Raw genomic sequence first — 20,980 nt, 5'->3', positions numbered from 1 at the left:
TCAGGGACGCCGCGTCGCGTCGACGGCGGCGAGGATCGTCTCGCGGGGCACCACGGAGCGCACGAGGCCGTGCGCGTCGGTCAGCACCCACACGGGGGTCTGGGGGTCGGCCAGGCGGGAGGCCAGGTCGGGACCGGCGGCGGGGACGTCGTCGCGGACGAGGACGGCCTCCGGAGCCAGGGCGACGGCGACCGCGGCCAGGGCGGTGGTCGTGCGGCGCGCCGGGGTCAGGCCCGCCGCGGCCGTGTGGTCCAGCACGCCGCGGGGCCGACCGGCCCCGTCCACGGCCACGACGGCGCGGCGGCCGCCGTCCGCCTGGGCCAGGGCCTCGGCGACGCAGAGGTGCTCGGGCAGGGCGATGGCGGGCGCCTCGACCTGCTCGAGCCGCAGGGTCTCCAGCCGGCGGCTCCAGCGCCCGTGGCGCACGGCGTCGTCCGCGCCCCGCCACAGCGTGAGGGCGACCCAGGCCGCCAGGACGACGACGAACAGGTCCGGCGCGCGGCCCGCGAGGGTCGGGGGGCCGAACACCGCCGCGAGGACGCCCACCGCGACGACGCGCCCGGCCCAGCCGGCCGCCTCGACGCCACGGGCCCGGGAGCCGGTGGCGGCCCAGACGGCGGACTCGACCATGCGGCCGCCGTCGAGCGGGGTGCCCGGCAGCGCGTTGAACGCGGCCAGGAGGAGGTTGGCCCACACCGTGACCTCGAGCAGCAGGGCGGGGACGGACGGGCCGGGCACGGCGCGGGCCGCCAGATGGGCGAGGCCCGCGAGCACGAGGTTCGCGGCGGGGCCGGCCATCGCGGTGAGGACCGTGTCCAGCGGTCGGGCGGACGGGCTGCGGAACTGGGTGTGCCCGCCCCACAGGGTGAGCGCGATCTCCTCGGTGCGCTGGCCGAAGGCGCGGCCGGTGAGGGCGTGGGCGGCCTCGTGGACCAGGACGGAGAGGGCCAGGAGCACGGCGTACCCCAGGGCGACCCCGTAGGCGCCGCCGTCGAGCGAGGGCAGCGCGCGCTGGATCTGCGGGCCGAACGCGAGGGTGATGACCGCGGCGATCAGGAGCCAGGACCAGGACAGGCGCACCGGCGCGCCGGCGATCGTGCCCAGCCGGACGGAGGCGGGCCCGCTCATCCGGGCTCGTCCGCCCCGGGCCTGCGCGCGGCGGCGATCCGACGGACCGCGGCGAGGTCGGCCGGCGTGCGGCCGGCGAGCGTCGTCCACTCGACGGTCGCGAGCCCCGCCGGCAGCGGCAGCACGCTGGGCACGCCGACCGTCGGCAGGCCCGCGGCCACGGCCGCGCCGACGCCCACCGGGGAGTCCTCGACCGCCACACAGTCGGCGGCCGTCAGCCCCGGTGTCCGCTCGGCCAGCAGCTGCAGGCCCAGCTGGTACGCCTCCGGGTCGGGCTTGCCCCGGGAGACCATGTCCCCCGAGACGACGACGTCCAGCGTGCCCGCCGGCGCCCGCTCGGCCAGTGCGCGGGCCAGTGGGGCATGGGACATCGTCACGAGGGCGCCCGGCACGCCGGCCTCGGCGAGCGCGACGAGCAGCTCCCGGGCGCCCGGCCGCCACGGCACCCCGCCGACGACCCCCTGGACGACCTCGTCCATCGTCAGGTCGATGATCCGCTGCACGGGCAGGTCCAGACCGGCCTCCTGCAGGCGGCGCGCTCCCTCGTCCAGAGGGTGTCCCACGAGGGAGGCGGCCAGGTCCTCCGACCAGGTGCCGCCGTGCTCGACCACCAGCCGGCGCTGGACGGCGTTCCACAGGGGCTCGGTGTCCACGAGGGTGCCGTCCATGTCCCACAGGACGGCGCGCGGCAGGCGGCGGGCACGGTCGTCCGGGGCGGGCGCGGGGTGGCGGGGCATGGAGTGCATCCTATCGAGCGCCGCCGCCGGGGTGTGCCGGGCGGGTCGCGGGCCGTGACCCCGTCGTCGGGCCGTGTCTAGGCTGGCCGCCATGACCGACGCTACCTCCGAGGACCAGCCGGACGACGTCCTGGGCCCGCTGCGGACCCACCTGACGGCGACCGTGGACGCGCTCGAGGCCGGGCGGCGGGCCCCCACGGTCCTGCTGCTGGCCTTCGAGGGGTGGAACGACGCCGGGGAGGCCGCGACCGGGGCCCTGGGCGCGCTGCGCGAGCAGTGGGACGCGGCGGACGCGGGACGGGTGTGCGACGGCGAGTTCTACGACTACCAGGTCACTCGACCCCTGGTCCGGCGCGACGCCGACGGGCTGGGGACGCTGGACTGGCCGGCGGTCACCCTGCACGAGGCGCTCCTGGACCGTGAGGGTCGGCCCGTCGCGGGCGAGGCTGCCCCGCCGGACGGGGTGCGTGTGCTCCTCGCCGTCGGCGTGGAGCCGAACGTGCGGTGGCGCGCGTTCCTCGAGGAGCTGTTCACGGCGGCCGACGCGCGTGACGTGGACGCCGTCGTGACGCTGGGCGCGCTGCTGGCGGACGTGCCCCACACCCGGCCCCTGCGCGCCCGCCCGACCTCGCCGCTCGTGGACGTGCGGGTGGCCGTCGGCGCGGACCGTCCGGTCTACGAGGGGCCCACCGGGATCATCGGCGTCATCGCGGACGAGGCCGCGCGCCGCGGCCTGCCGAGCCTCTCGCTGTGGGGGACGGTGCCCCACTACGTGGCCCAGGCGCCCTCCCCCAAGACGCTGCTCGGGCTGGTCGAGGCGGTCGAGGACCTGCTGCACGTGAGCGTGTCCACGCGCGGGCTCGAGGACGACGCGAGGGCCTGGCAGCGCGGCGTGGACGAGCTGGCCGCCGAGGACCCCGACGTCGCCGCCTACGTCCGGCAGCTCGAGGAGGCCCAGGACACCCAGCAGCTGCCGGAGGCCTCGGGCGAGTCGATCGCGCGGGAGTTCGAGCGCTATCTGCGCGGGCGCGGCGGACGCTGACGCCCGGCCGCGCCCGGCGGGGTCAGCGCAGGCGCAGACCCAGCAGCGCCGCCACGACGTCGACCACCGGCAGCGGGTCGGCGGCGGCCTCGGCCAGGCCCGGCAGGGTGCCGGCCGCCCATGCGTCGAGGGCCTCCAGCGCGCGGGGGGCGTCGAGGTCGTCCGAGAGCGCCGCGTGCACCGCGTCCAGCACGGCGACGCCGGCGGCGGCATGCGGTCCGTCCAGGGCGGCGCGCCAACGGGCCACCCGCGCCTGGGCGTCGGCCAGCACCTGCTCGGACCACTCCCAGTCCGACCGGTAGTGGTGCGCGAGGATCGCCGCGCGGACGGCCACCGGCTCGACGCCCCGCGCCCGCAGGCGGGAGACGAGTTCGAGGTTGCCGAGGGACTTGGACATCTTCTCGCCGTCCAGGGCCACCATGCCGGTGTGCGCGTAGGTGTGCGCGAGCGGCAGGCCGTCGACGGCGGTGGCGTGCGCGGCGGAGAACTCGTGGTGCGGGAACCGCAGGTCGGAGCCGCCGCCCTGCACCGTGAACGGCGCCGGCAGGTGGGCCCGGGAGATCACGGAGCACTCGATGTGCCAGCCGGGCCGGCCGGAGCCGAGCGACCGACCGTCCCAGGCAGGCTCGCCCTCGCGGTGCACGCGCCACAGCAGCGGGTCCAGCGGGTCGCGCTTGCCGGGGCGGTCGGGATCGCCTCCCCGCTCCGGGAACACCGCGGCCATCTCGTCCAGGCCCATCGCGGAGACCTGTCCGAGGCGCCAGTCGGTCGCGGACTGGGCCGCGCGGACGTCGAAGTAGACGTCCCCGTCGGGCTCGCCGTCGCCGCCCGGCACGCGGTAGGCCCGGCCCGCCGCCAGCATCGTCTCGACGGCGTCCACCACCAGGCCCACCGCCTCGGTCGCGCCGACGTAGTGGTCCGGGGCGAGCACCTCGAGGGCGGCCATGTCCGCACGGAACAGGTCGGTCTGCTCCTCGGCGAGCGCGCGCCAGTCGACGCCGGTCGCCTCGGCCCGCTCGAGCAGGGGGTCGTCCACGTCGGTCACGTTCTGGACGTAGGCGACCTCGAGACCGGCCGCGCGCCAGTAGCGGTGCAGCAGGTCGAAGGCCACATAGGTGCTCGCGTGGCCGAGATGCGTCGCGTCGTACGGGGTGATCCCGCAGACGTACAGCGAGGCGCGCTGCGCGTCGTTGCCCGGATGCCGAGTCCGTCCCGTGGCGGTGTCGTGCAGCCGCAGCCGGTCGGGGCGGCTCGGCACGGCGGGCGGTACGAGATTACTACTCGTCTCGTGGGCTCGGAGATGTTTATAAGAGACAGCCGCTCGGGACGCAGGCCGGAGAGGTGGACGCCCTTGGCGAGGTACCGGGAGACGCCCTCCCACAGCAGTGCCTCCCCGCCGTCGTCGCCGGGCCCCTCGACGGTCACGACGACGTCCACGGCCGTGCCCGCGTGGTGCGGGACGAGACCCACCGCACGCGCGGTGACGCGCAGGGCGGTCTCAGCCGGGACGGGCCGGTGGTGCAGGACCGTGTTGCTCAGGTGCACCAGCCCGGGCAGGGGCAGCGGGAACTCGGGGTCGGCCATCAGCTCCATGGCCGCGCCGAACACCTGGGTGTGCACCAGGACCGAGGGCAGGTCCGCCGGATCCGCGGACCCGACGGCCCCGCGCCACGCGGTCACGGCCTCGGCCGGGATGCGGTGGCCGGTCACGACCACCTGACGGTCCGGGAGCTCGCGGGGACGGCGCCGACGGACGACGGCGTCCGTGGCGGCCCGCCCGGCGGCCCGGACGTAGAGCCGGCCGAGGGAGGGCGGGGCGGACAGCTGCGTGGTCTGCATCCTCACGCCCCCAGCTTCGACTGGCCGCAGACCCGCAGTGTGGCCCCGTTGGTGCCGCCGGCGGCGTCCGAGGCGAGCCAGGCCACCGTCTCGGCCACGTCCTGCGGCAGGCCGCCCTGCTGCAGCGCGTTGAGCCGCCGGCCCACCTCGCGCGTGGCGAGCGGGATCTTCGCGGTCATCTCGGTCTCGATGAAGCCCGGGGCCACCGCGTTGATCGTGCCCCCGCGGGCCGCGAGGACCGGGGCGGACGCCGCAGTCAGGCCGATGACCCCGGCCTTCGAGGCCGCGTAGTTCGTCTGGCCGCGGTTGCCCGCGATGCCGGAGATGGAGGCGAGGCCCACGATGCGCAGCCCCTGACCCGCCACGTCCCGGGCGTCCTCGGCGAGGAAGGCCTCGTTCATGGCCAGCTGGGCCGTGGTGTTCACGGCAAGGACGGAGTCCCAGCGTGCGGCGTCCATGTTGGCCAGCATCCGGTCCCGGGTGATCCCGGCGTTGTGCACCACCACGTCCATCCGGCCGTGCCGGGTGCGGCAGTGCTCGAGGATGCGCGCGCCGGCGTCCGGCGCCGTGATGTCCAGCGCGAGCGCGGTGCCGCCCACCTCGTTCACGACCTCGGCCAGCGCCTCACCCGCCGCCGGGACGTCCACGCCGACGACGACGGCCCCGTCGCGGGCGAGCGTCCGCACGATGGCGGCGCCGATGCCGCGGGCGGCGCCCGTGACCACGGCGACCTTGCCGGCCAGCGGGCGCGCCGCGTCGGCGGGGACAGCGCCGTCGGCGGTGGCGACGGGCACGAACTGGCCGGAGACGTACGCCGCGCGGCCGGAGAGCAGGAACGCCAGCGCGCCGGCCGCACCGGGGGCGGTGAGCGGAACGCCCTCGCCCAGGACCAGGCCGTTGGCCGTGCCGCCGCGGCGCATCTCGTGCGCGATGGAGCGGGTCAGGCCCGTCACGCCCTGGCGGGCGGCGCGCAGGGTCGGGTCCGTGGCGGACTCGGGGTCCTCGAACACCGTCACCACGCGCGAGGAGGAGCCCAGCGAGCGCAGCGCGCCGCCGATCTCCAGCGCCACCGCGCCGAGGTCCGCGGGCGTGGCGACCCCGTCGAAGCACGCGACGATCGCCGCGTGGCGGGCGCCCTCCCGGGGGGCGTCGGCAACCTCGAGGCCCCACGAGGCCAAGAGGGTGCGGGCGTCCGCGGCTGCGGGGGTCGCGCCCAGGACGAGCACGGAGCCGGGCAGCACGGGGTCGCCGGGGGTGTGCCGGCGCAGCTCGACGGGCTGAGGCAGGCCCAGGGCGCCGGTGAGGCGGCGGCCCAGGGGCGAGGCGACGAAGGTGCCGTAACGGTCGGTCATGGTCGGTCCTCTCGGATCGGGTCGGTCGGGGCTCAGCGGCCGCGCAGCAGGGCGACGATGCCCTGGCCGCCGGCGGCACAGACGGAGATGAGGCCGAGAGAGCCCTCCCCCTTCTCATGCAGCATCTTGGCCAGCAGGGCGACGATGCGGCCGCCGGTCGCGGCGAAGGGGTGACCGGCCGCCAACGAGGAGCCGTGCACGTTGAGCCGGGCGCGGTCCACCGAGCCCAGCGCACCCGGCAGCCCGAGGCGCTCGCGGCAGTACTCCTCGTCCTCCCAGGCGGCGAGCGTGGACAGGACGGTGCCGGCGAACGCCTCGTGGATCTCCACGAAGTCGAGGTCGTCGAGGGTGAGCCCGTGCCGGGCCAGCAGGCGCGGGACGGCGTAGGCGGGGGCCATGAGCAGGCCCTCGTGCCCGTCGACGAAGTCCACGGCGGCGTTCTCCATGTCCACGAACTCGGCGAGCACGGGAAGCCCGCGCTCGGCGGCCCACTCCTCGGAGGAGAGCAGCACCGCGGAGGCGCCGTCGGTGAGCGGGGTGGAGTTGGCCGCCGTCATGGTCGCCTCGTCCCCCAGCTGGCGACCGAACGCGGGCTTCAGGCCGGCCAGCTTCTCCGGCGTGGAGTCGGGGCGGAGGTTGTTGTCGCGGGCCAGGCCGTGGAACGGGGTCACCAGATCGTCCATGTACCCGGCGGCGTACGCGGCGCCGAGGTTCCGGTGGGAGGCCGCGGCGAGCTCGTCCTGGGCCTGACGGGTGATGCCCCACTTGTGGGTGGTCAGGGCCTGGTGCTCGCCCATGGACATGCCGGTGCGCGGCTCGCCCGCGCCGGCCGGCTCGGGCACGAGCTGCCCGGGGCGCAGCTGGGCGAGGGCGCGCAGGCGGTCCTTCGTGGTCTTGGCGGTGTTGAGCTGCAGCAGCACGCGGCGCGCACCGTCGGAGAGCGAGACGGGGGCGTCCGAGATCGAGTCCACGCCGCCGCCGATGGCGGAGTCGAGCTGGCCGAGCCGGATCTTGTTGGCCAGGGTGCCCAGGGCCTCCATGCCGGTGGCGCAGGCCACCTGGACGTCGGCGGCCGGGGTCGCGGCGGAGAGCGCGGAGCCCAGGACGGCCTCGCGGGTGAGGTTGAAGTTGCGCGGGTGCTTGAGGACGGCGCCGGCGGTGACCTGACCGAGGCGCTCGCCCTGGAGCCCGAACCGCGCGATGAGGCCGTCGAGCGTGGCCGTGAGCATCTCCTGGTTCCCGACCTCGGCGTAGGCGGTGTTGGCACGGGCGAACGGGATGCGGTTGCCGCCCAGGATGACGGCGGGGCGCAGCGCTCCGCCGGCGACGGCGGGGCGGGAGGCGGTCTCGGACGCGGGGGTCTCGTGGTGGGTCATGACGGTCCTCTCGACGGCGGGCCCACCGCCGACGCGGCGGGGGCGTTGTCACCCCGGACGATACGGACGATACGGACGTCGGCGGGGTGGGTGACTGTGATCCACGGTACCTGATACGCTCGGTTTCGTGAATCCCGTCACGTCCACCGCCCGGGACGGTCGCAGCGTCCGCTGGGACCGGCACCGCGCCGAGCGCCGTCTGGAACTGGTCCGGGCCGCCCGGTCGGCCGTGCACGCCCTGGGCGCACACGCCTCGATGGAGGAGATCGCGTCCCACGCGGGCACCTCCAAGACCGTCTACTACCGCTATTTCGGCGACCGCGAGGGCCTGCGCCTGGCGGTGTCCGAGCGGGTCACCGCACACATGGAGCGCCGCCTGCTCGAGGTCGCGGACGAACCGGTCTCCGAACCCGAGGCGCTGCGTCGCATGGTCGAGGTGTATCTCACGGTCGCGGCGACGTCGCCCGAGGTGTACGCGTTCGCCGTCGCCCCGTCCCCCGCCGCGGCCGAGGCCCCTGTGCTGGGCCCGTTCCTCGAGCGCGTCTACGCCATGCTCGAGTCGGGCCTGGCGCGCGGGATGGCCGCGCGGGGCCACGCCCCGGCGCCGGCGGACCCGCTCGCCCTGTGGCCGCGCGCCGCCGTCGGCCTCGTCCGGGCCGCCGCCGAGACCTGGCTGCGGACCCCGGCCGCCGGTCGCATCCCGGTCGAGGCGATGGCCCGCGCCATCGCCGACTGGCTGCTCACCGGCCTCATCGGCGCCGCGCCCGGCGCCGCCCTCGAACCCGCGGCGGCGGACGCCGACCGCGCCCGCCCCCACTCACGAACAGGAGCATCGTCATGACCGTCCACGAGAAGCTCGCCCCCCAGTCCTCGACGCCCAGCACCGAGGTTCCCTCCGACGTCGCCGAGATCGCGCCCGAGCGGCCGACGCCCGGCTCCCTCGACGCCGCGGCCCTCGAGGAGGCCCTCCTCGGCCGCTGGGCCGCGGAGCGCCGCGAATCCCGCGAACTGGTCAAGGATCCCGCCCTGTGGCGCGACCCGCTGCTCGGCATGGACGAGCACCGCGCCCGCGTCCTGCGGCAGCTGGGCGTCCTCGTGGAGCGCAACGCGGTCCACCGCGCCTTCCCGCGCGAGTTCGGCGGCGAGGACAACCACGGCGGCAACCTCGCCGCCTTCGGTGACCTCGTGCTCGCCGACCCCTCCCTGCAGATCAAGGCCGGTGTGCAGTGGGGCCTGTTCAGCTCGGCGATCCTGCACCTGGGCACCGCGGAGCACCACCGCCGGTGGCTGCCGGGCGCGATGGACCTGAGCGTCCCGGGCGCCTTCGCCATGACCGAGATCGGGCACGGCTCGGACGTCGCCTCGATCGCGACGACCGCCACGTACGACGAGGCGACCCAGGAGTTCGTCATCCACACCCCGTTCAAGGGCGCCTGGAAGGACTACCTCGGCAACGCCGCGCTGCACGGCAGGGCGGCCACGGTCTTCGCGCAGCTGATCACCCGGGGCGTCAACCACGGCGTGCACTGCTTCTACGTCCCCATCCGGGACGAGGAGGGCGCCTTCCTGCCCGGCGTGGGCGGCGAGGACGACGGCCTCAAGGGCGGACTGAACGGCATCGACAACGGCCGTCTGCACTTCACTCAGGTCCGCATCCCGCGCACCAACCTCCTCAACCGCTACGGCGACGTGGCCGAGGACGGCACCTACTCCTCGCCCATCGCCTCCCCCGGGCGTCGCTTCTTCACGATGCTCGGCACGCTCGTCCAGGGCCGCGTCTCCCTGTCCCTCGCCGCCACCACGGCCTCCTTCCTCGGCCTGCACGGTGCGCTGGCCTACGCGGAGCAGCGCCGCCAGTTCAAGGCCTCCGACCCGCAGCGGGAGGAGGTGCTGCTGGACTACCAGAACCACCAGCGCCGCCTCATCGACCGCCTGGCCCGCGCCTACGCGGACGCCTTCGCCTCCAACGAGCTCGTCGAGAAGTTCGACGACGTCTTCTCCGGCCGCTCCGACACGGACGTGGACCGGCAGGAGCTCGAGACGCTCGCCGCGGCCGTGAAGCCGCTGACCACGTGGCACGCCCTGGACACCCTGCAGGAGGCCCGCGAGGCGTGCGGCGGCGCCGGGTTCCTCGCCGAGAACCGGGTGGCCCAGATGCGCGCCGACCTGGACGTGTACGTCACGTTCGAGGGCGACAACACGGTGCTCCTGCAGCTCGTGGGCAAGCGTCTGCTGACCGACTACTCGAAGGAGTTCGGACGTCTCAATGTGGGCGCCGTCTCCCGCTACGTGGTCCATCAGGCCTCGGACGCCCTCCACCGTGCGGGCCTGCACAAGGCCGTCCAGTCCGTGGCCGACGGCGGGTCCGAGCGCCGCTCGGCGAACTGGTTCAAGGACCCCGCCGTCCAGCATGAGCTGCTCACCGAGCGCGTCCGTGCCAAGACCGCCGACATCGCCGGCACCCTCTCGGGGGCCCGGGGCAAGGGCCAGGCGGCGCAGGCGGAGGCGTTCAACACGCGCCAGCACGAGCTCATCGAGGCCGCCCGCAACCACGGCGAGCTTCTGCAGTGGGAGGCCTTCACCCGCGCCCTGGAGGGCATCACGGATGAGACCACGAAGACCGTCCTGACGTGGCTGCGCGACCTGTTCGCGCTGCGCCTCATCGAGGACGACCTCGGCTGGTTCGTGGCCCACGGCCGCGTCTCGAGCCAGCGCGCCCGGGCCCTGCGCGGCTACGTCAACCGGCTGGCCGAGCGGCTGCGCCCCTTCGCCCTCGAGCTCGTCGAGTCGTTCGGCCTCGAGCCCGAGCACCTGCGCATGGCGGTGGCCACGGACGCCGAGACCCAGCGCCAGGAGGAGGCCCACGCCTGGTTCACGGCCCGCCGGGCCGCCGGCGAGGAGCCGGAGGATGAGAAGGCCGTGCGCGCCCGCGAGAAGGCGGCGCGGGGTCGCCGCGGCTGACCGTGGCCGTCCCCGGACGCACACGGGCCCCCGTCACCTCGCGGTGGCGGGGGCCCGTGTGCGTGGTCGGGCGGGCTCAGCGCAGCACGGCCTCGTAGACCTCGATCGTGCGCTCCGCGATGGTCTCCCACGAGAAGTGCTCGATCGCGCGGGCCCGGCCGGCCTCACCCATCGCGCGGGCGCGCTCCGGGTCCTCCACGACGCGGGTGAGCGCGGCCGCGAAGTCGGCGGCGAACCTCTCCTCGTCCACGGGCGCCCCCGTGCCGTCGTCGACCTGCTCGAAGGGGACGAGCAGGCCGGTCTCGCCGTCCTGCACGACCTCCGGGATGCCGCCCACGGCGGAGGCGACGACGGCGGTGCCGCACGCCATCGCCTCGAGGTTGACGATGCCCAGCGGCTCGTAGACCGAGGGGCAGGCGAACACGGTGGCGGCCGTGAGGATCTCCATCACCTCGTGGCGCGGGATCATCCCCTCGATCACGACGACGCCCTGGCGGGTGCGCCGCAGCTCGGAGATCAACTCGTTCACCTCGTGCGCCAGCTCCGCGGTGTCCGGGGCGCCCACGCACAGCACGAGCTGGACGTCCTCCGGCAGCCGCAGGGCCGCACGGAGCAGGTGGGGCACGCCCTTCTGGCGCGTGATGCGGCCGACGAACGCGACGGAGGGCTTGTCCGGGTCGATTCCGTACTTCTCCAGTGCGGCGGTGCCGGTCTGCGGGGTCCAGACCTGCGTGTCGATGCCGTTGTGGACCGTGTGCACCTTCGCCGGGTCCACGTCCGGGTAGCAGGCCAGGATGTCCCGGCGCATGCCGTCCGAGACCGCGATGACCGCGTCCGCCCCGAGGTACGCCGTGCGCTCGGCCCAGCTGGACAGGGCGTAGCCGCCGCCGAGCTGCTCCGCCTTCCAGGGGCGCAGCGGCTCGAGGGAGTGCGCGGAGAGGACGTGGGGGGTCTGGTGCAGGAGCTTGCCGAGGTGGCCGGCCAGGTTGGCGTACCAGGTGTGGGAGTGGATGACGTCGGCGCCCTCGAGGTCGCCGAGGATCGTGAGGTCGGTGGCCAGGGTCTGCACGGCCCCGTTGGCGGCGTCGAACCCGGGCGGGTTCGGGTACGTCAGGACGCGGGCCCCGTGGTAGTCCGGGTCGCGCGGCGCGCCGAAGGCGTGCACGCGGACGTCGGCGCGGGAGGCCAGGACACGGGTCAGCTCGGCGACGTGGACGCCGGCACCGCCGTAGATGGACGGGGGGAACTCTTTGCTCACGATGTCGATGCGCACGCCCCCAACCTAGTTCAGCCCGGCGGGGGTCGATAGTCTGGCGGCACGGATGCCCCGCACGCCCCGAGCACGCGTGCGGGTCGCGACGACCCGGCTCACGAGGAGTGACACAGATGGTGCAGAAGAAGGTCCTCTCGGTCGTGCTGGCGGGCGGTGAGGGCAAGCGCCTGATGCCGCTGACGGCCGACCGTGCCAAGCCGGCCGTCCCGTTCGGCGGCACGTACCGCCTCATCGACTTCGCGCTCTCCAACCTGGTCAACAGCCGGTACCGCGAGATCGTGGTGCTGACGCAGTACAAGTCGCACTCGCTGGACCGCCACATCTCCGAGACGTGGCGGATGTCCACGCTCCTGAACAACTACGTTGCCTCCGTGCCGGCGCAGCAGCGCCGGGGCAAGGACTGGTTCACGGGCAGCGCGAACGCCATCTACCAGTCCATGAACCTGATCCACGACGCACGGCCGGACATCGTCGTCGTCATCGGCGCGGACCACGTCTACCACATGGACTTCCAGCAGATGGTGGACCAGCACATCGCCTCGGGCGCCAAGGCGACCGTGGCCGCGGTGCGCCAGCCGCTCGAGCTGGCCTCCTCGTTCGGGGTGATCGAGACGGACCCGCAGGACAGGACGCGGATCGCGGCGTTCGTGGAGAAGCCGGAGACGACCCCCGGCCTGCCGGACGACCCCACGCAGTTCCTGGCCTCGATGGGCAACTACGTGTTCGACACGGACGCCCTCGTGGCGGCGCTGAACCAGGACGAGGAGAACCCCGAGTCGAACAACGACATGGGCGGAGACATCATCCCGCTGTTCGTGGAGCGCGGCGAGGCCGGGGTGTACGACTTCACCGCCAACGAGGTGCCCGGCGGCACGGCCGGCAAGCACTACTGGCGGGACGTCGGCACCCTGGACTCCTACTACGACGCGCACATGGACCTGGTGCAGCCGTGGCCGGAGTTCAACCTCTACAACCGCGAGTGGCCGCTCTACACCCGCCAGTCCGTCTCCCCGCCGGCCAAGCTCGTGCGCTCGTCCACCCGCCGCCCCGGCTCGGCGAACGACTCGATCCTCTCCCAGGGCGTGGTCATCTCCGGCGGCACCGTGGCCCAGTCCGTGCTCTCCACGGACGTGCGCGTGCACAACGAGGCGTGGGTGGAGCAGTCGGTGCTGCTGGACTCCGTCGTGATCGGCGAGGGGGCCCACGTGCGCAACGCGATCCTGGACAAGAACGTGGTCGTGCCCCCGGGCGCGCGCATCGGCTTCGACCGGGCGGAGGACGAGGCGAACGGCTACACCGTGACAGAATCCGGCCTGACGGTGCTCTCCAAGGGCCAGCCCGTCCCGACGCCGCACTGACGCGGCCCCGGGCCGCCGGTCCCGGACCACCGCCGACGCGCGGGCACGCCGCGGTGTGTCCGCGCGTCGCCGTCCCCGCTGGATCCCCGACCGGAGGCTCGCCTTGACCGACACCACCCCCGACCTCGACGCCACCAACGTCACCCGCGCGGAGGCCGCGGACCGCTCCCGCCTGCTCACGGTGCAGGACTACGTCGTGGACGTGGACCTCTCCGACGCCCGGGACGCCGCGGCCGACACCTATCCGGTCCGCACCGTGATCCGCTTCGCGTGCGCTGAGCCGGGCGTGCAGACCCACCTGGACTGGATCCACGGCGGCGTGGAGTCGGTGACCCTCAACGGCACGACGCTGGACCTGACCGAGGTCGTGGGCCAGGCCCGGGTTCTGCTGCCCGACCTGGCGGCGCAGAACGTGGTGGAGCTGGTCGGCCGGTCCGTGTACTCCCGGTCGGGCGAGGGCCTGCACCGCTTCACGGACCCCGCCGACGGCGAGGTCTACCTCTACACCCAGTACGAGCCCGCCGACGCGCGCCGCGTGTTCCCGGACTTCGAGCAGCCGGACCTCAAGGCCGCCTTCACCTTCTCCCTCACCGGACCCGAGGACTGGGTGCTGGCCTCGAACCGGCCGGAGGTGTCCCGGACGCCGGCCGGGGACGGTGTCGTCCGGGTGGAGTTCGCCCCGACGCTCCCCCAGTCCACCTACATCACGACGCTGCTCGCCGGCCCCTATGCGCAGTGGGAGGACGCCTGGGACGGTCACCCGGCCAGCGGCGCGCAGGCCGTGCCGCTGCGGCTGTTCACCCGGCGCACGATGGCCGACGCGTTCGACCCCGAGGCCGTGTTCGACGTGACCAAGCGGGGGCTGACGTTCTTCCACGACCTCTTCGGCGTCGCGTACCCGTGGGGCAAGTACGACCAGGCGTTCGTGCCCGAGTACAACCTCGGCGCCATGGAGAACCCGGGCCTCGTGACCTTCACCGAGGACTTCGTGTTCACCTCGCGGGCCACCGCGGTCCAGTACGAGGGCCGGGCCAACGTGATCCTGCACGAGATGGCGCACATGTGGTTCGGCGACCTCGTGACGATGCACTGGTGGGACGACCTGTGGCTCAAGGAGTCGTTCGCGGACTACATGGGCGCCCTCGGCGTGGACGAGGCCACCGACTTCCGGACCGCATGGGTGACCTTCGCGTCCCGCCGCAAGGCCTGGGCGTACGTGCAGGACCAGATGCCGACGACACACCCCATCGTCGCGGACATCGTCGACCTCGAGGCCGCCCGTCAGAACTTCGACGGCATCACCTACGCCAAGGGCGCCTCCGTGCTCAAGCAGCTGGCCGCCTACGTGGGCCGGGACGCGTTCCTCGACGCCGCACACCGCTACTTCGCCGCCCACGCGTGGGGCAACGCCTCCCTCGACGACTTCATGGCCGCGCTCGAGGCCGCCTCGGGGCGGGACATGCGCGGGTGGGCGGACGCGTGGCTGCACACCTCCGGCGTGCCCCGGCTGCGGGTCGACGTCGACGGCGACGCCCCGGTGCTGCGCCAGGAGGGCGCGGACCCGGTCACGGGCGGGCCGATCCTCCGCCCGCACGTGCTGAAGGTCGGCGTCTTCATGCCCGGGCAGGACGGCGTCCTGCGCCGCACCGCCCAGGTCACCGCCGATGTGCCGGGTGGGGCGGAGGGCGCGGCCGTGCCCCTGCCGGACCTCGAGGTCCCCGGGGGCGTCCGCCTCGTGCTGCCCAACGACGAGGACCTCACCTACGCCGCCGTCGCGCTCGATGCGGGGTCGCTGCGCGCGGCCCTGACCCACCCCATCGCGGACCCGCTCGCGGAGGCCACCGTGTGGGCCGCCCTGTGGTCGATGACCCGCGACGGCGAGCTGCCGGTCGCCCGGTTCCTCGACGCGGTGGCGACGCTGTCCGCGCGGATCGCGACCGTGGGCGTGCACGCGCAGGTACTGGCGCAGGCCGCCGCGGCCGTGGGCCAGTACGCCCGCGCCGAGGACCGGGACGCGCTGCGCGCTCTGGTGGGCGAGGTGCTGGCCGAACAGACCCGGACGCTCGAGGCCGGCTCCGACCGCCAGCGCACCGCGGCCCGCACGTGGGCGACGCTGGCGCGGGCCGACGTCGGGATGGCCGCGGCCCTCGAGGCCGCCCTGCTCGGCGAGGACGCGGCGACGTCGGCGCCGGGCCTGGCGATCGACGCGGAGCTGCGCTGGCTCGTGCTCCAGGCCCTCGCCGCGACCGGCCGGGCCGACCAGGACCGCCTGGACGCGGAGCTCGAGGCCGGCCGCACCGCCCAGACGGTCACGTGGCATCGCCTCGCCACGGCCGCCCGCCCCGATGCCGAGGTCAAGGCCGCGGCGTGGGAGGCGGTCATGTCCGGTCGCACGGCCACTGGCACGGAGCTGTCCAACGACCTGCTCTCGGCCACGGCGGCCGGCTTCGCCGCGGGCGAGGTCGAGCTCCTCGCCCCCTACGAGTCCGGCTTCTGGCCGCGCCTGACCTCGGTGTGGGCCTCACGATCCAACGGGCTGGCCTCGCGCGCGATCGGCGGGCTGTTCCCGGGCCGCCAGGACGCGGTGGCCGGCGACGCGGACGCGCAGGAGTCGCACCCGACGCTGGCCGCGGCCCAGCGCTGGCTGGACGAGCACCCCGACGCCCCGGGGGCCCTACGGCGCCTGGTCGTGGAGCACACGGACGCCCTGCGGCGGTCCCTGCGCGTGCAGGCGGCGCAGCCGGCGGGCTGAGCCGCCGGCCCGGTCCAGCCCGGAGTGGTCACGACACGCCGCGTCCCTGCGGGACAGACGGCGTGTCGTGACCACGGTGGCTCAGGGCGCGGCGACGCGGAGCACGCGTTCCCGGCCCACCCGGCGCAGGCCCACGGCGTCGGCGGCGCGCTGGGCGTCCCGGTCGCGCATCCCCACCCGCTCGACGACGACGGGCCGCGTCTCCAGCACGGCCGTCAGTTCGGCGTGGCGCGCCACGTGCGCGGCCCCGCCGTCCGGGTCGAGGGACAGCGCCTGCCGGTCGGCCGCGTGGAGCCAGGCCGCCGACACGTCCTCCACCGGGCGGCGCAGGTGCGCGCCGAGGGAGGCGTCGTCGAGCAGGTCGGAGACGTCGGCGTCCGCGAGGCGGGCCACGAGTGCGGGTGGCCCGGCGACCACCGCGGTCGTGTGCAGCAGGACCACGTGCAGCAGCTCCGGGTCGGCGTCCGCGGCGGGCGCGAGCACGACGCCCGGGTCCTCCCACGCCGTCGGCGCGACGCCGAGTCCCGCGGCCAGCCCGGTCCGCAGCGCGGCGGTCGCGTCGGCGCCCAGCACGTCGGCCGGCGCGACCGTGCCGAGGGCCAGCGGGTGGACGCCGAGCAGCCGGTTCAGGGCGCGGGCCTCGCGGTGCGCCCGGTCCACGAGGGCGGCCAGCTCGGGCGAGGTCTCCCCCACGAGCGGCAGCTCGCGCAACGTTGCGGCCCCCACCGGCACCCCGGCCTCGGCCGCGACCGCTGCCAGCGCGTCCCAGTGTCGCGTCTCCTCCTGGGCAGGCGTGCGGCCGCCGCCCGGCTCGTCCAGCCGCGGTCCGTGAGCAGAGGCACGCGGCGGCCGGAGGCCAGCTCCAGCTCGAGGGCGCAGTGGACGTCCACGGTCGACCGTGGGCGCCCCGGGGCGTCGGAGCGGGCGATCAGGCGGACGGGGGCGTCGTCGTCGGGGGTCATGGTCCGATCCTGACAGAGCCGCCCCGCCACACCTCGACGCGTCGGGGGCGGTTTCGGGCGGTACTCACGTCGAATACCACCGCAAACCGCCCCCGGACGGAAGCGTGCCGGACGGTGCCGGGACGCCGTCAGGTGGCTCAGGGCACCCGCGCGGTCCACTCGGGGGTCGTGAACTTGGTGCGGGCCAGCTGCTCGGCCTCCTCACGGGTGGCCTCGTCCAGCTCGACGCTGCGGGCGCCGTAGCGCTCCTCGAAGGTGGTCATCATGGTCTCCCAGATCTCGGCGCGGGAGACGCCGGTCTGGCGGCGGAGCGGGTCCACGCGCTTCTTCGCCGAGGCCACGCCCTTGCCGCGCAGCTTCTCGCGGCCGATGCGCAGCACCTCGAGCATCTTGTCCGCGTCGATGTCGTAGCTCATCGTCACGTGGTGCAGCAGCCCGGCCGCGCCCACCCGCTTCTGCGCGGCGCCGCCGATCTTCCCCTGGTCCGTGGCGATGTCGTTGAGCGGCTGGTAGAACGCGTGCACGCCGAGTCGGGAGAGCGCGTCCATGGTCCACTCGTCCAGGAACGGGTAGGTCTCCGCCGTCTCCAGCCCGTCGACCAGCGACGACGGCACGTGCATCGAGTACGTGACGCAGTTGTCCGCCTCCATGAACATCGCGCCGCCGCCGGAGATCCGCCGCACCACGTTGATGCCGTGCCGCCGCGCCCCCTCGGGGTCCACCTCGTTGGCGAGCGACTGGAAGGCGCCGATCACCACGGCCGGCTCGTTCCACTGCCACAGGCGCATGGTCGGCTTGCGACGTCCCTCGGCCACCTGCCGGGTGAGCACCTCGTCCAGGGCCACGGTGAGCGCGATCGGCATCGGCTCCGGCGCGATGACCTCCCACTCGTGGTCCTCCCACGTGGTCGCCTTGCCGAGGGCTCGACGCACGGCCGAGGCCACCGCGAAGGCGTCCACGCCGAACAGCTCGGCCTCGGGTCGCAGGCCCTGCTCGACGGCCTCCCGGATGACGCGGTGCTCGGCGTCCGCGGACAGCCCGGCCACCGCCGCGTTGAGGTCCTCGAGCGCCTCATCCGGCTCGAGGAAGAAGTCGCCGTTGATGCTCGCGGTCGCGATCCGGCCGTCCGCGAGGCTCAGGTCCGCCGCGACCAGCTTGCCGCCGATCACCTTGTATTCACCGTGGAGAGTCGTCATGCCCGTCAGCCTACGGGCGACGCGACGGGCCCCGCACCGCCCGGATCGCTCCGGGGGCGCGGGGCCCGTCGTCGTGGTGGGCGTGCGGCTCAGGCCGCCGCGGTCACTTCTTGCCGCCGAAGCCCTTGAAGCGGGCGTTGAAGCGCTCGACGCGGCCGGCGGTGTCCATGATGCGCTGCTTGCCCGTGTAGAACGGGTGCGAGGCGGCCGAGATCTCGACGTCGATCACCGGGTAGGTGTTGCCATCGGTCCACTCCGCGGTCTTCTCGGAGTTCGCGGTGGTGCGGGTGAGGATCTTCTCACCGGAGGCGAGGTCGTTGAAGATGACGTAGCGGTAATCCGGGTGGATCTCAGACTTCATGGTGCATCCTTCGTGTCAGCCACCTGATTGGGACCAGGGGCGCGAGAGGTGTGGTCAGGGGGTCCGCCGGAGGGCGGGCCAGCCGCCCACTCTACCGCACCCGGGCCGGTCAGCGCGCGCGCAGCTCCCACAGCGCGACCGCCGCGGCCGCGGCCACGTTCAGCGAGTCGACGCCGGCGGGCATGGGGATGACGACGTCGGCGTCGGTCTGGGCGAGGGTCTCGGGGCGGACCCCCGGCCCCTCCTGGCCGAGGACGAGGGCCAGGCGCTCGGCGGTCCGCAGCGGCTCGATCTCCGGCGAGTCCAGGCCCACGGCCTGCTCCGTCACCTCGAGGGCGGCCACCGCGTACCCGGCCGCCCGCAGCGCGGGCAGCGACTCGGCGACCGGGCCGGGCAGGCGCGCCCACGGCAGGCGGAACACCGTGCCCATCGAGACGCGGATGGCGCGCCGGTACAGCGGGTCGGCGGCCTGCGGGGTGAGCAGCAGCGCGTCCCAGCCGAGGGCGACGGCGGAGCGCACCACGGCGCCCAGGTTCGTGTGGTCCACGAGGTCCTCGGCGATGAGCACGCGCCGCGCGCCCGCGAGGACGTCGGCGAGCGGCCGGGGTGCGGGGCGGTCCATCGCGGCCAGGGCGCCGCGGTGCAGGTGGAAGCCGGTGAGGGCCTCGAGCACGTCGTCGGGTCCGGTGAAGACCGGGACGTCAGGATGGGCGGCGAGCACGTCCGCGAAGGACCCGCGGTAGCGGTCCCCCAGCAGGAAGGAGCGCGGGGTGTGCCCGGCGTCCAGCGCGCGGCGGACCACCTGGGAGGACTCGGCGAGGAAGACGCCGTGCTCCGCGTCGACGCGACGGCGCAGGGCCGCGTCCGTCATGGTCGTGTAGGGGGCCAGGCGGGGGTCGGCGAGGTCCTCGATCCGTTCCAGGCGCACCTCGCGGGTCCCGACCTCACCCACCCGAGACCTGCCGCATCACCATGACCACCAGCCCGGCCAGGCCCACGATCACGATGGTGACGCGCAGCGCCGTCGGCGAGATGCGCCGGCCGATCCGCGCGCCTACGAGCCCGCCCACGAGCGAGGAGAGCGCGATCAACAGCACGGCCCGCCAGTCGATGCGGTCGAAGGCGAAGACCAGGTAGAACGCCGCGGCGGTGAGGTTGACCACCAGCGACAGCCACGTCTTCACGGCGTTGGCGTGCACGAGGGTGCCGCCCACCAGCAGCACGCCGAAGATCGCCATGAGCATGACGCCCTGGGCGGCCACGAAGTAGCCGCCGTAGATGCCGGTCAGGAACACGAGCGTCCACAGCGTCGGGGTCACGGGGCCCACCGGCACGGGAGAGTCCGCGCCGGGGGTCGGCCCCTGGTCCTCCGCCCGACGCCGGACCCACCGCTGGATGCGCGGCTGCAGCACGACGACCGTCAGGGCCACCACGAGCAGCACCGGCGCGACGTAGCCGAACACGGCCGGGGGCAGCGTGGTGAGCAGGGCGGCGCCGATGACCCCGCCGAGCAGGGACGCGACGGTCAGCTTCGGCAGGAGCGCCCGGGACTGGGCCAGCTCGCGGCGGTACCCGTACGTGCCGGAGAAGCCCGAGGCCACCAGGCCCATCGCGTTGGAGACCTGGGCCGTCACGGGCGGGAACCCGACCGCCACGAGCGTCGGGAAGGTGACGAGCGTGCCCGAGCCGATCACCGAGTTGATCGTGCCGGCCCAGAACCCCGCGAGCAGCACGAGCAGGACCTGCCACAGGTCCATGCCCAGCAGCTGCGCGGCCAGCAGCCCCGTCACCGGGCCACGGCGGTGTACCGACCGCCGGTGCGGGTCACCTTCAGGTCCGTGCCGAACGCCGCGGAGAGGTGCTCCTCGGTGAGCGTCGACTCGATGGGCCCGGCCGCCACGACGCCGCCGTCCCGCAGCAGCAGGGCATGCGTGAAGCCCGGGGGCACCTCCTCGAGGTGGTGCGTGACGAGGACCAGGGCGGGCGCGTCCTCGTCCGTGGCGAGCGCCGTCAGCTGGCGCACGAGGTCCTCCCGCCCGGCGAGGTCCAGGCCCGCGGCGGGCTCGTCCAGCAGGAGCAGCTCGGGATCGGTCATCAGGGCACGGGCGATGAGCACGCGCTTGCGCTCACCGTCGGAGAGGGTGCCGAACGCGCGGTGCGCGAGGCGGGAGAGCCCCCAGGTCGCCACGAGGCCGAGCGCGCGGGCGCGATCCTCCGTCTCGTACCGCTCGCGCCACGTGCCGGTGATCCCGTAGGAGGCGGTGACGACGGCGTCCTGCACGGTCTCGTTCGCGGGCACCTGGGCGGCGAGCTGGGCGGAGGACAGGCCGATGCGCGGGCGCAGCTCGAACACGTCGACGGCGCCGAGCACCTCGTCCAGCACGCCGACGTCGCCGGCGGTCGGGTGCAGGCGGGCCGCGGCCAACTGGAGCAGCGTGGACTTGCCGGCGCCGTTCGGGCCCATCACGATCCACCGCTGCCCCGCGCGGACCGTCCAGTCCAGGGGGCCGAGGATGTCGGTGGTGCCGCGGCGCACGCGCACGCGGCGCATCTGCAGCACGGCGTCCTCATCCGGGAGGAACCAGTCGTCGGGAGGCGCGGGGGTGGTCATGGGGGCCAGCCTAGTCCGGCCGGCCGGCGCGT

17 protein-coding genes are annotated in these 20,980 nt (G+C 74.6%); 5 read left to right on the top strand and 12 right to left on the bottom strand.

Features of this window, described 5'->3' with window-relative positions; translation table 11 throughout:
* Both J1M38_RS02725 and J1M38_RS02720 read right to left on the bottom strand, forming a co-directional pair.
* Positions 1–1,128 carry a site-2 protease family protein gene (locus J1M38_RS02725; RefSeq protein WP_036384807.1) on the bottom strand — a complete coding sequence of 376 codons (1,128 nt, stop codon included), beginning with the start codon at positions 1,126–1,128 and terminating at the stop codon, positions 1–3.
* A complete protein-coding gene (locus J1M38_RS02720; protein WP_060974154.1) occupies positions 1,125–1,865 on the bottom strand; it encodes an HAD family phosphatase in 741 nt (246 codons plus the stop codon). Before J1M38_RS02720 ends, J1M38_RS02725 begins: the two co-directional genes overlap by 4 nt.
* A 91-nt stretch (positions 1,866–1,956) precedes the next feature.
* Between J1M38_RS02720 and J1M38_RS02715 the strand changes: the two genes are divergently transcribed.
* Complete coding sequence (locus J1M38_RS02715; protein ID WP_052833426.1) at positions 1,957–2,907, top strand: proteasome assembly chaperone family protein; 951 nt, start codon at positions 1,957–1,959, stop codon at positions 2,905–2,907.
* Positions 2,908–2,929: 22 nt separating this feature from the next.
* Here J1M38_RS02715 and mshC read toward each other — a convergent pair whose 3' ends face one another.
* From mshC to J1M38_RS02695, 3 genes are all read right to left on the bottom strand, one after another.
* Positions 2,930–4,144: a cysteine--1-D-myo-inosityl 2-amino-2-deoxy-alpha-D-glucopyranoside ligase gene (gene mshC, locus J1M38_RS02710; protein WP_241246426.1), complete on the bottom strand. Its 1,215-nt coding sequence runs from the start codon at positions 4,142–4,144 to the stop codon at positions 2,930–2,932.
* Positions 4,145–4,748: 604 nt separating this feature from the next.
* Positions 4,749–6,098 carry a 3-oxoacyl-ACP reductase gene (locus tag J1M38_RS02700; RefSeq protein WP_049146795.1) on the bottom strand — a complete coding sequence of 450 codons (1,350 nt, stop codon included), beginning with the start codon at positions 6,096–6,098 and terminating at the stop codon, positions 4,749–4,751.
* A gap of 32 nt (positions 6,099–6,130) precedes the next feature.
* Positions 6,131–7,474, bottom strand: a complete 1,344-nt coding sequence (locus tag J1M38_RS02695) for an acetyl-CoA C-acetyltransferase (protein WP_044658924.1) — start codon at positions 7,472–7,474, stop codon at positions 6,131–6,133.
* Between the two features lie 127 nt (positions 7,475–7,601).
* Between J1M38_RS02695 and J1M38_RS02690 the strand changes: the two genes are divergently transcribed.
* Together J1M38_RS02690 and J1M38_RS02685 are read left to right on the top strand one after the other, a co-directional pair.
* Positions 7,602–8,315: a TetR/AcrR family transcriptional regulator gene (locus J1M38_RS02690; RefSeq protein WP_041103822.1), complete on the top strand. Its 714-nt coding sequence runs from the start codon at positions 7,602–7,604 to the stop codon at positions 8,313–8,315.
* Positions 8,312–10,435: an acyl-CoA dehydrogenase gene (locus tag J1M38_RS02685; protein WP_044658927.1), complete on the top strand. Its 2,124-nt coding sequence runs from the start codon at positions 8,312–8,314 to the stop codon at positions 10,433–10,435. The genes J1M38_RS02690 and J1M38_RS02685 overlap by 4 nt, the downstream gene beginning before the upstream one ends.
* A 76-nt stretch (positions 10,436–10,511) precedes the next feature.
* Here J1M38_RS02685 and glgA read toward each other — a convergent pair whose 3' ends face one another.
* On the bottom strand, positions 10,512–11,708 hold the full coding sequence (gene glgA, locus J1M38_RS02680) for a glycogen synthase (protein WP_044658928.1): 1,197 nt from the start codon (positions 11,706–11,708) through the stop codon (positions 10,512–10,514).
* A 113-nt stretch (positions 11,709–11,821) separates the two neighbouring features.
* On the opposite strand from glgA, the gene glgC reads away from it, so the two are divergent.
* Both glgC and pepN read left to right on the top strand, forming a co-directional pair.
* Complete coding sequence (gene glgC, locus J1M38_RS02675; RefSeq protein ID WP_044658929.1) at positions 11,822–13,066, top strand: glucose-1-phosphate adenylyltransferase; 1,245 nt, start codon at positions 11,822–11,824, stop codon at positions 13,064–13,066.
* Between the two features lie 103 nt (positions 13,067–13,169).
* Positions 13,170–15,818 (top strand): aminopeptidase N, encoded by a 2,649-nt coding sequence (gene pepN / locus J1M38_RS02670; protein WP_134377169.1) that lies wholly within the window; start codon positions 13,170–13,172, stop codon positions 15,816–15,818.
* An 81-nt stretch (positions 15,819–15,899) separates the two neighbouring features.
* Here the strand turns inward: pepN and J1M38_RS02665 are convergent, their stop codons facing one another.
* The 6 genes from J1M38_RS02665 to J1M38_RS02640 form a co-directional block, all read right to left on the bottom strand.
* A complete protein-coding gene (locus tag J1M38_RS02665; RefSeq protein ID WP_230277982.1) occupies positions 15,900–16,529 on the bottom strand; it encodes a hypothetical protein in 630 nt (209 codons plus the stop codon).
* Positions 16,530–16,917: 388 nt separating this feature from the next.
* Positions 16,918–17,976: a biotin/lipoate A/B protein ligase family protein gene (locus tag J1M38_RS02660; RefSeq protein WP_206481486.1), complete on the bottom strand. Its 1,059-nt coding sequence runs from the start codon at positions 17,974–17,976 to the stop codon at positions 16,918–16,920.
* Between the two features lie 103 nt (positions 17,977–18,079).
* Positions 18,080–18,337 (bottom strand): type B 50S ribosomal protein L31, encoded by a 258-nt coding sequence (locus J1M38_RS02655; protein WP_049160177.1) that lies wholly within the window; start codon positions 18,335–18,337, stop codon positions 18,080–18,082.
* Between the two features lie 109 nt (positions 18,338–18,446).
* Positions 18,447–19,289: an RNA methyltransferase gene (locus J1M38_RS02650; RefSeq protein WP_206481485.1), complete on the bottom strand. Its 843-nt coding sequence runs from the start codon at positions 19,287–19,289 to the stop codon at positions 18,447–18,449.
* Positions 19,282–20,127, bottom strand: a complete 846-nt coding sequence (locus J1M38_RS02645) for a sulfite exporter TauE/SafE family protein (protein ID WP_206481484.1) — start codon at positions 20,125–20,127, stop codon at positions 19,282–19,284. The genes J1M38_RS02650 and J1M38_RS02645 overlap by 8 nt, the downstream gene beginning before the upstream one ends.
* Positions 20,124–20,948: an ABC transporter ATP-binding protein gene (locus J1M38_RS02640; RefSeq protein ID WP_206481483.1), complete on the bottom strand. Its 825-nt coding sequence runs from the start codon at positions 20,946–20,948 to the stop codon at positions 20,124–20,126. Before J1M38_RS02640 ends, J1M38_RS02645 begins: the two co-directional genes overlap by 4 nt.
* Positions 20,949–20,980 lie beyond the last annotated feature (32 nt).

This window comes from Micrococcus sp. KRD070 (assembly GCF_017168435.1).
Lineage (GTDB): Bacteria > Actinomycetota > Actinomycetes > Actinomycetales > Micrococcaceae > Micrococcus > Micrococcus luteus.
The sequence above is the reverse complement of the archived record's forward strand: the minus strand, read 5'-3'. Positions and strand labels throughout refer to the sequence as shown.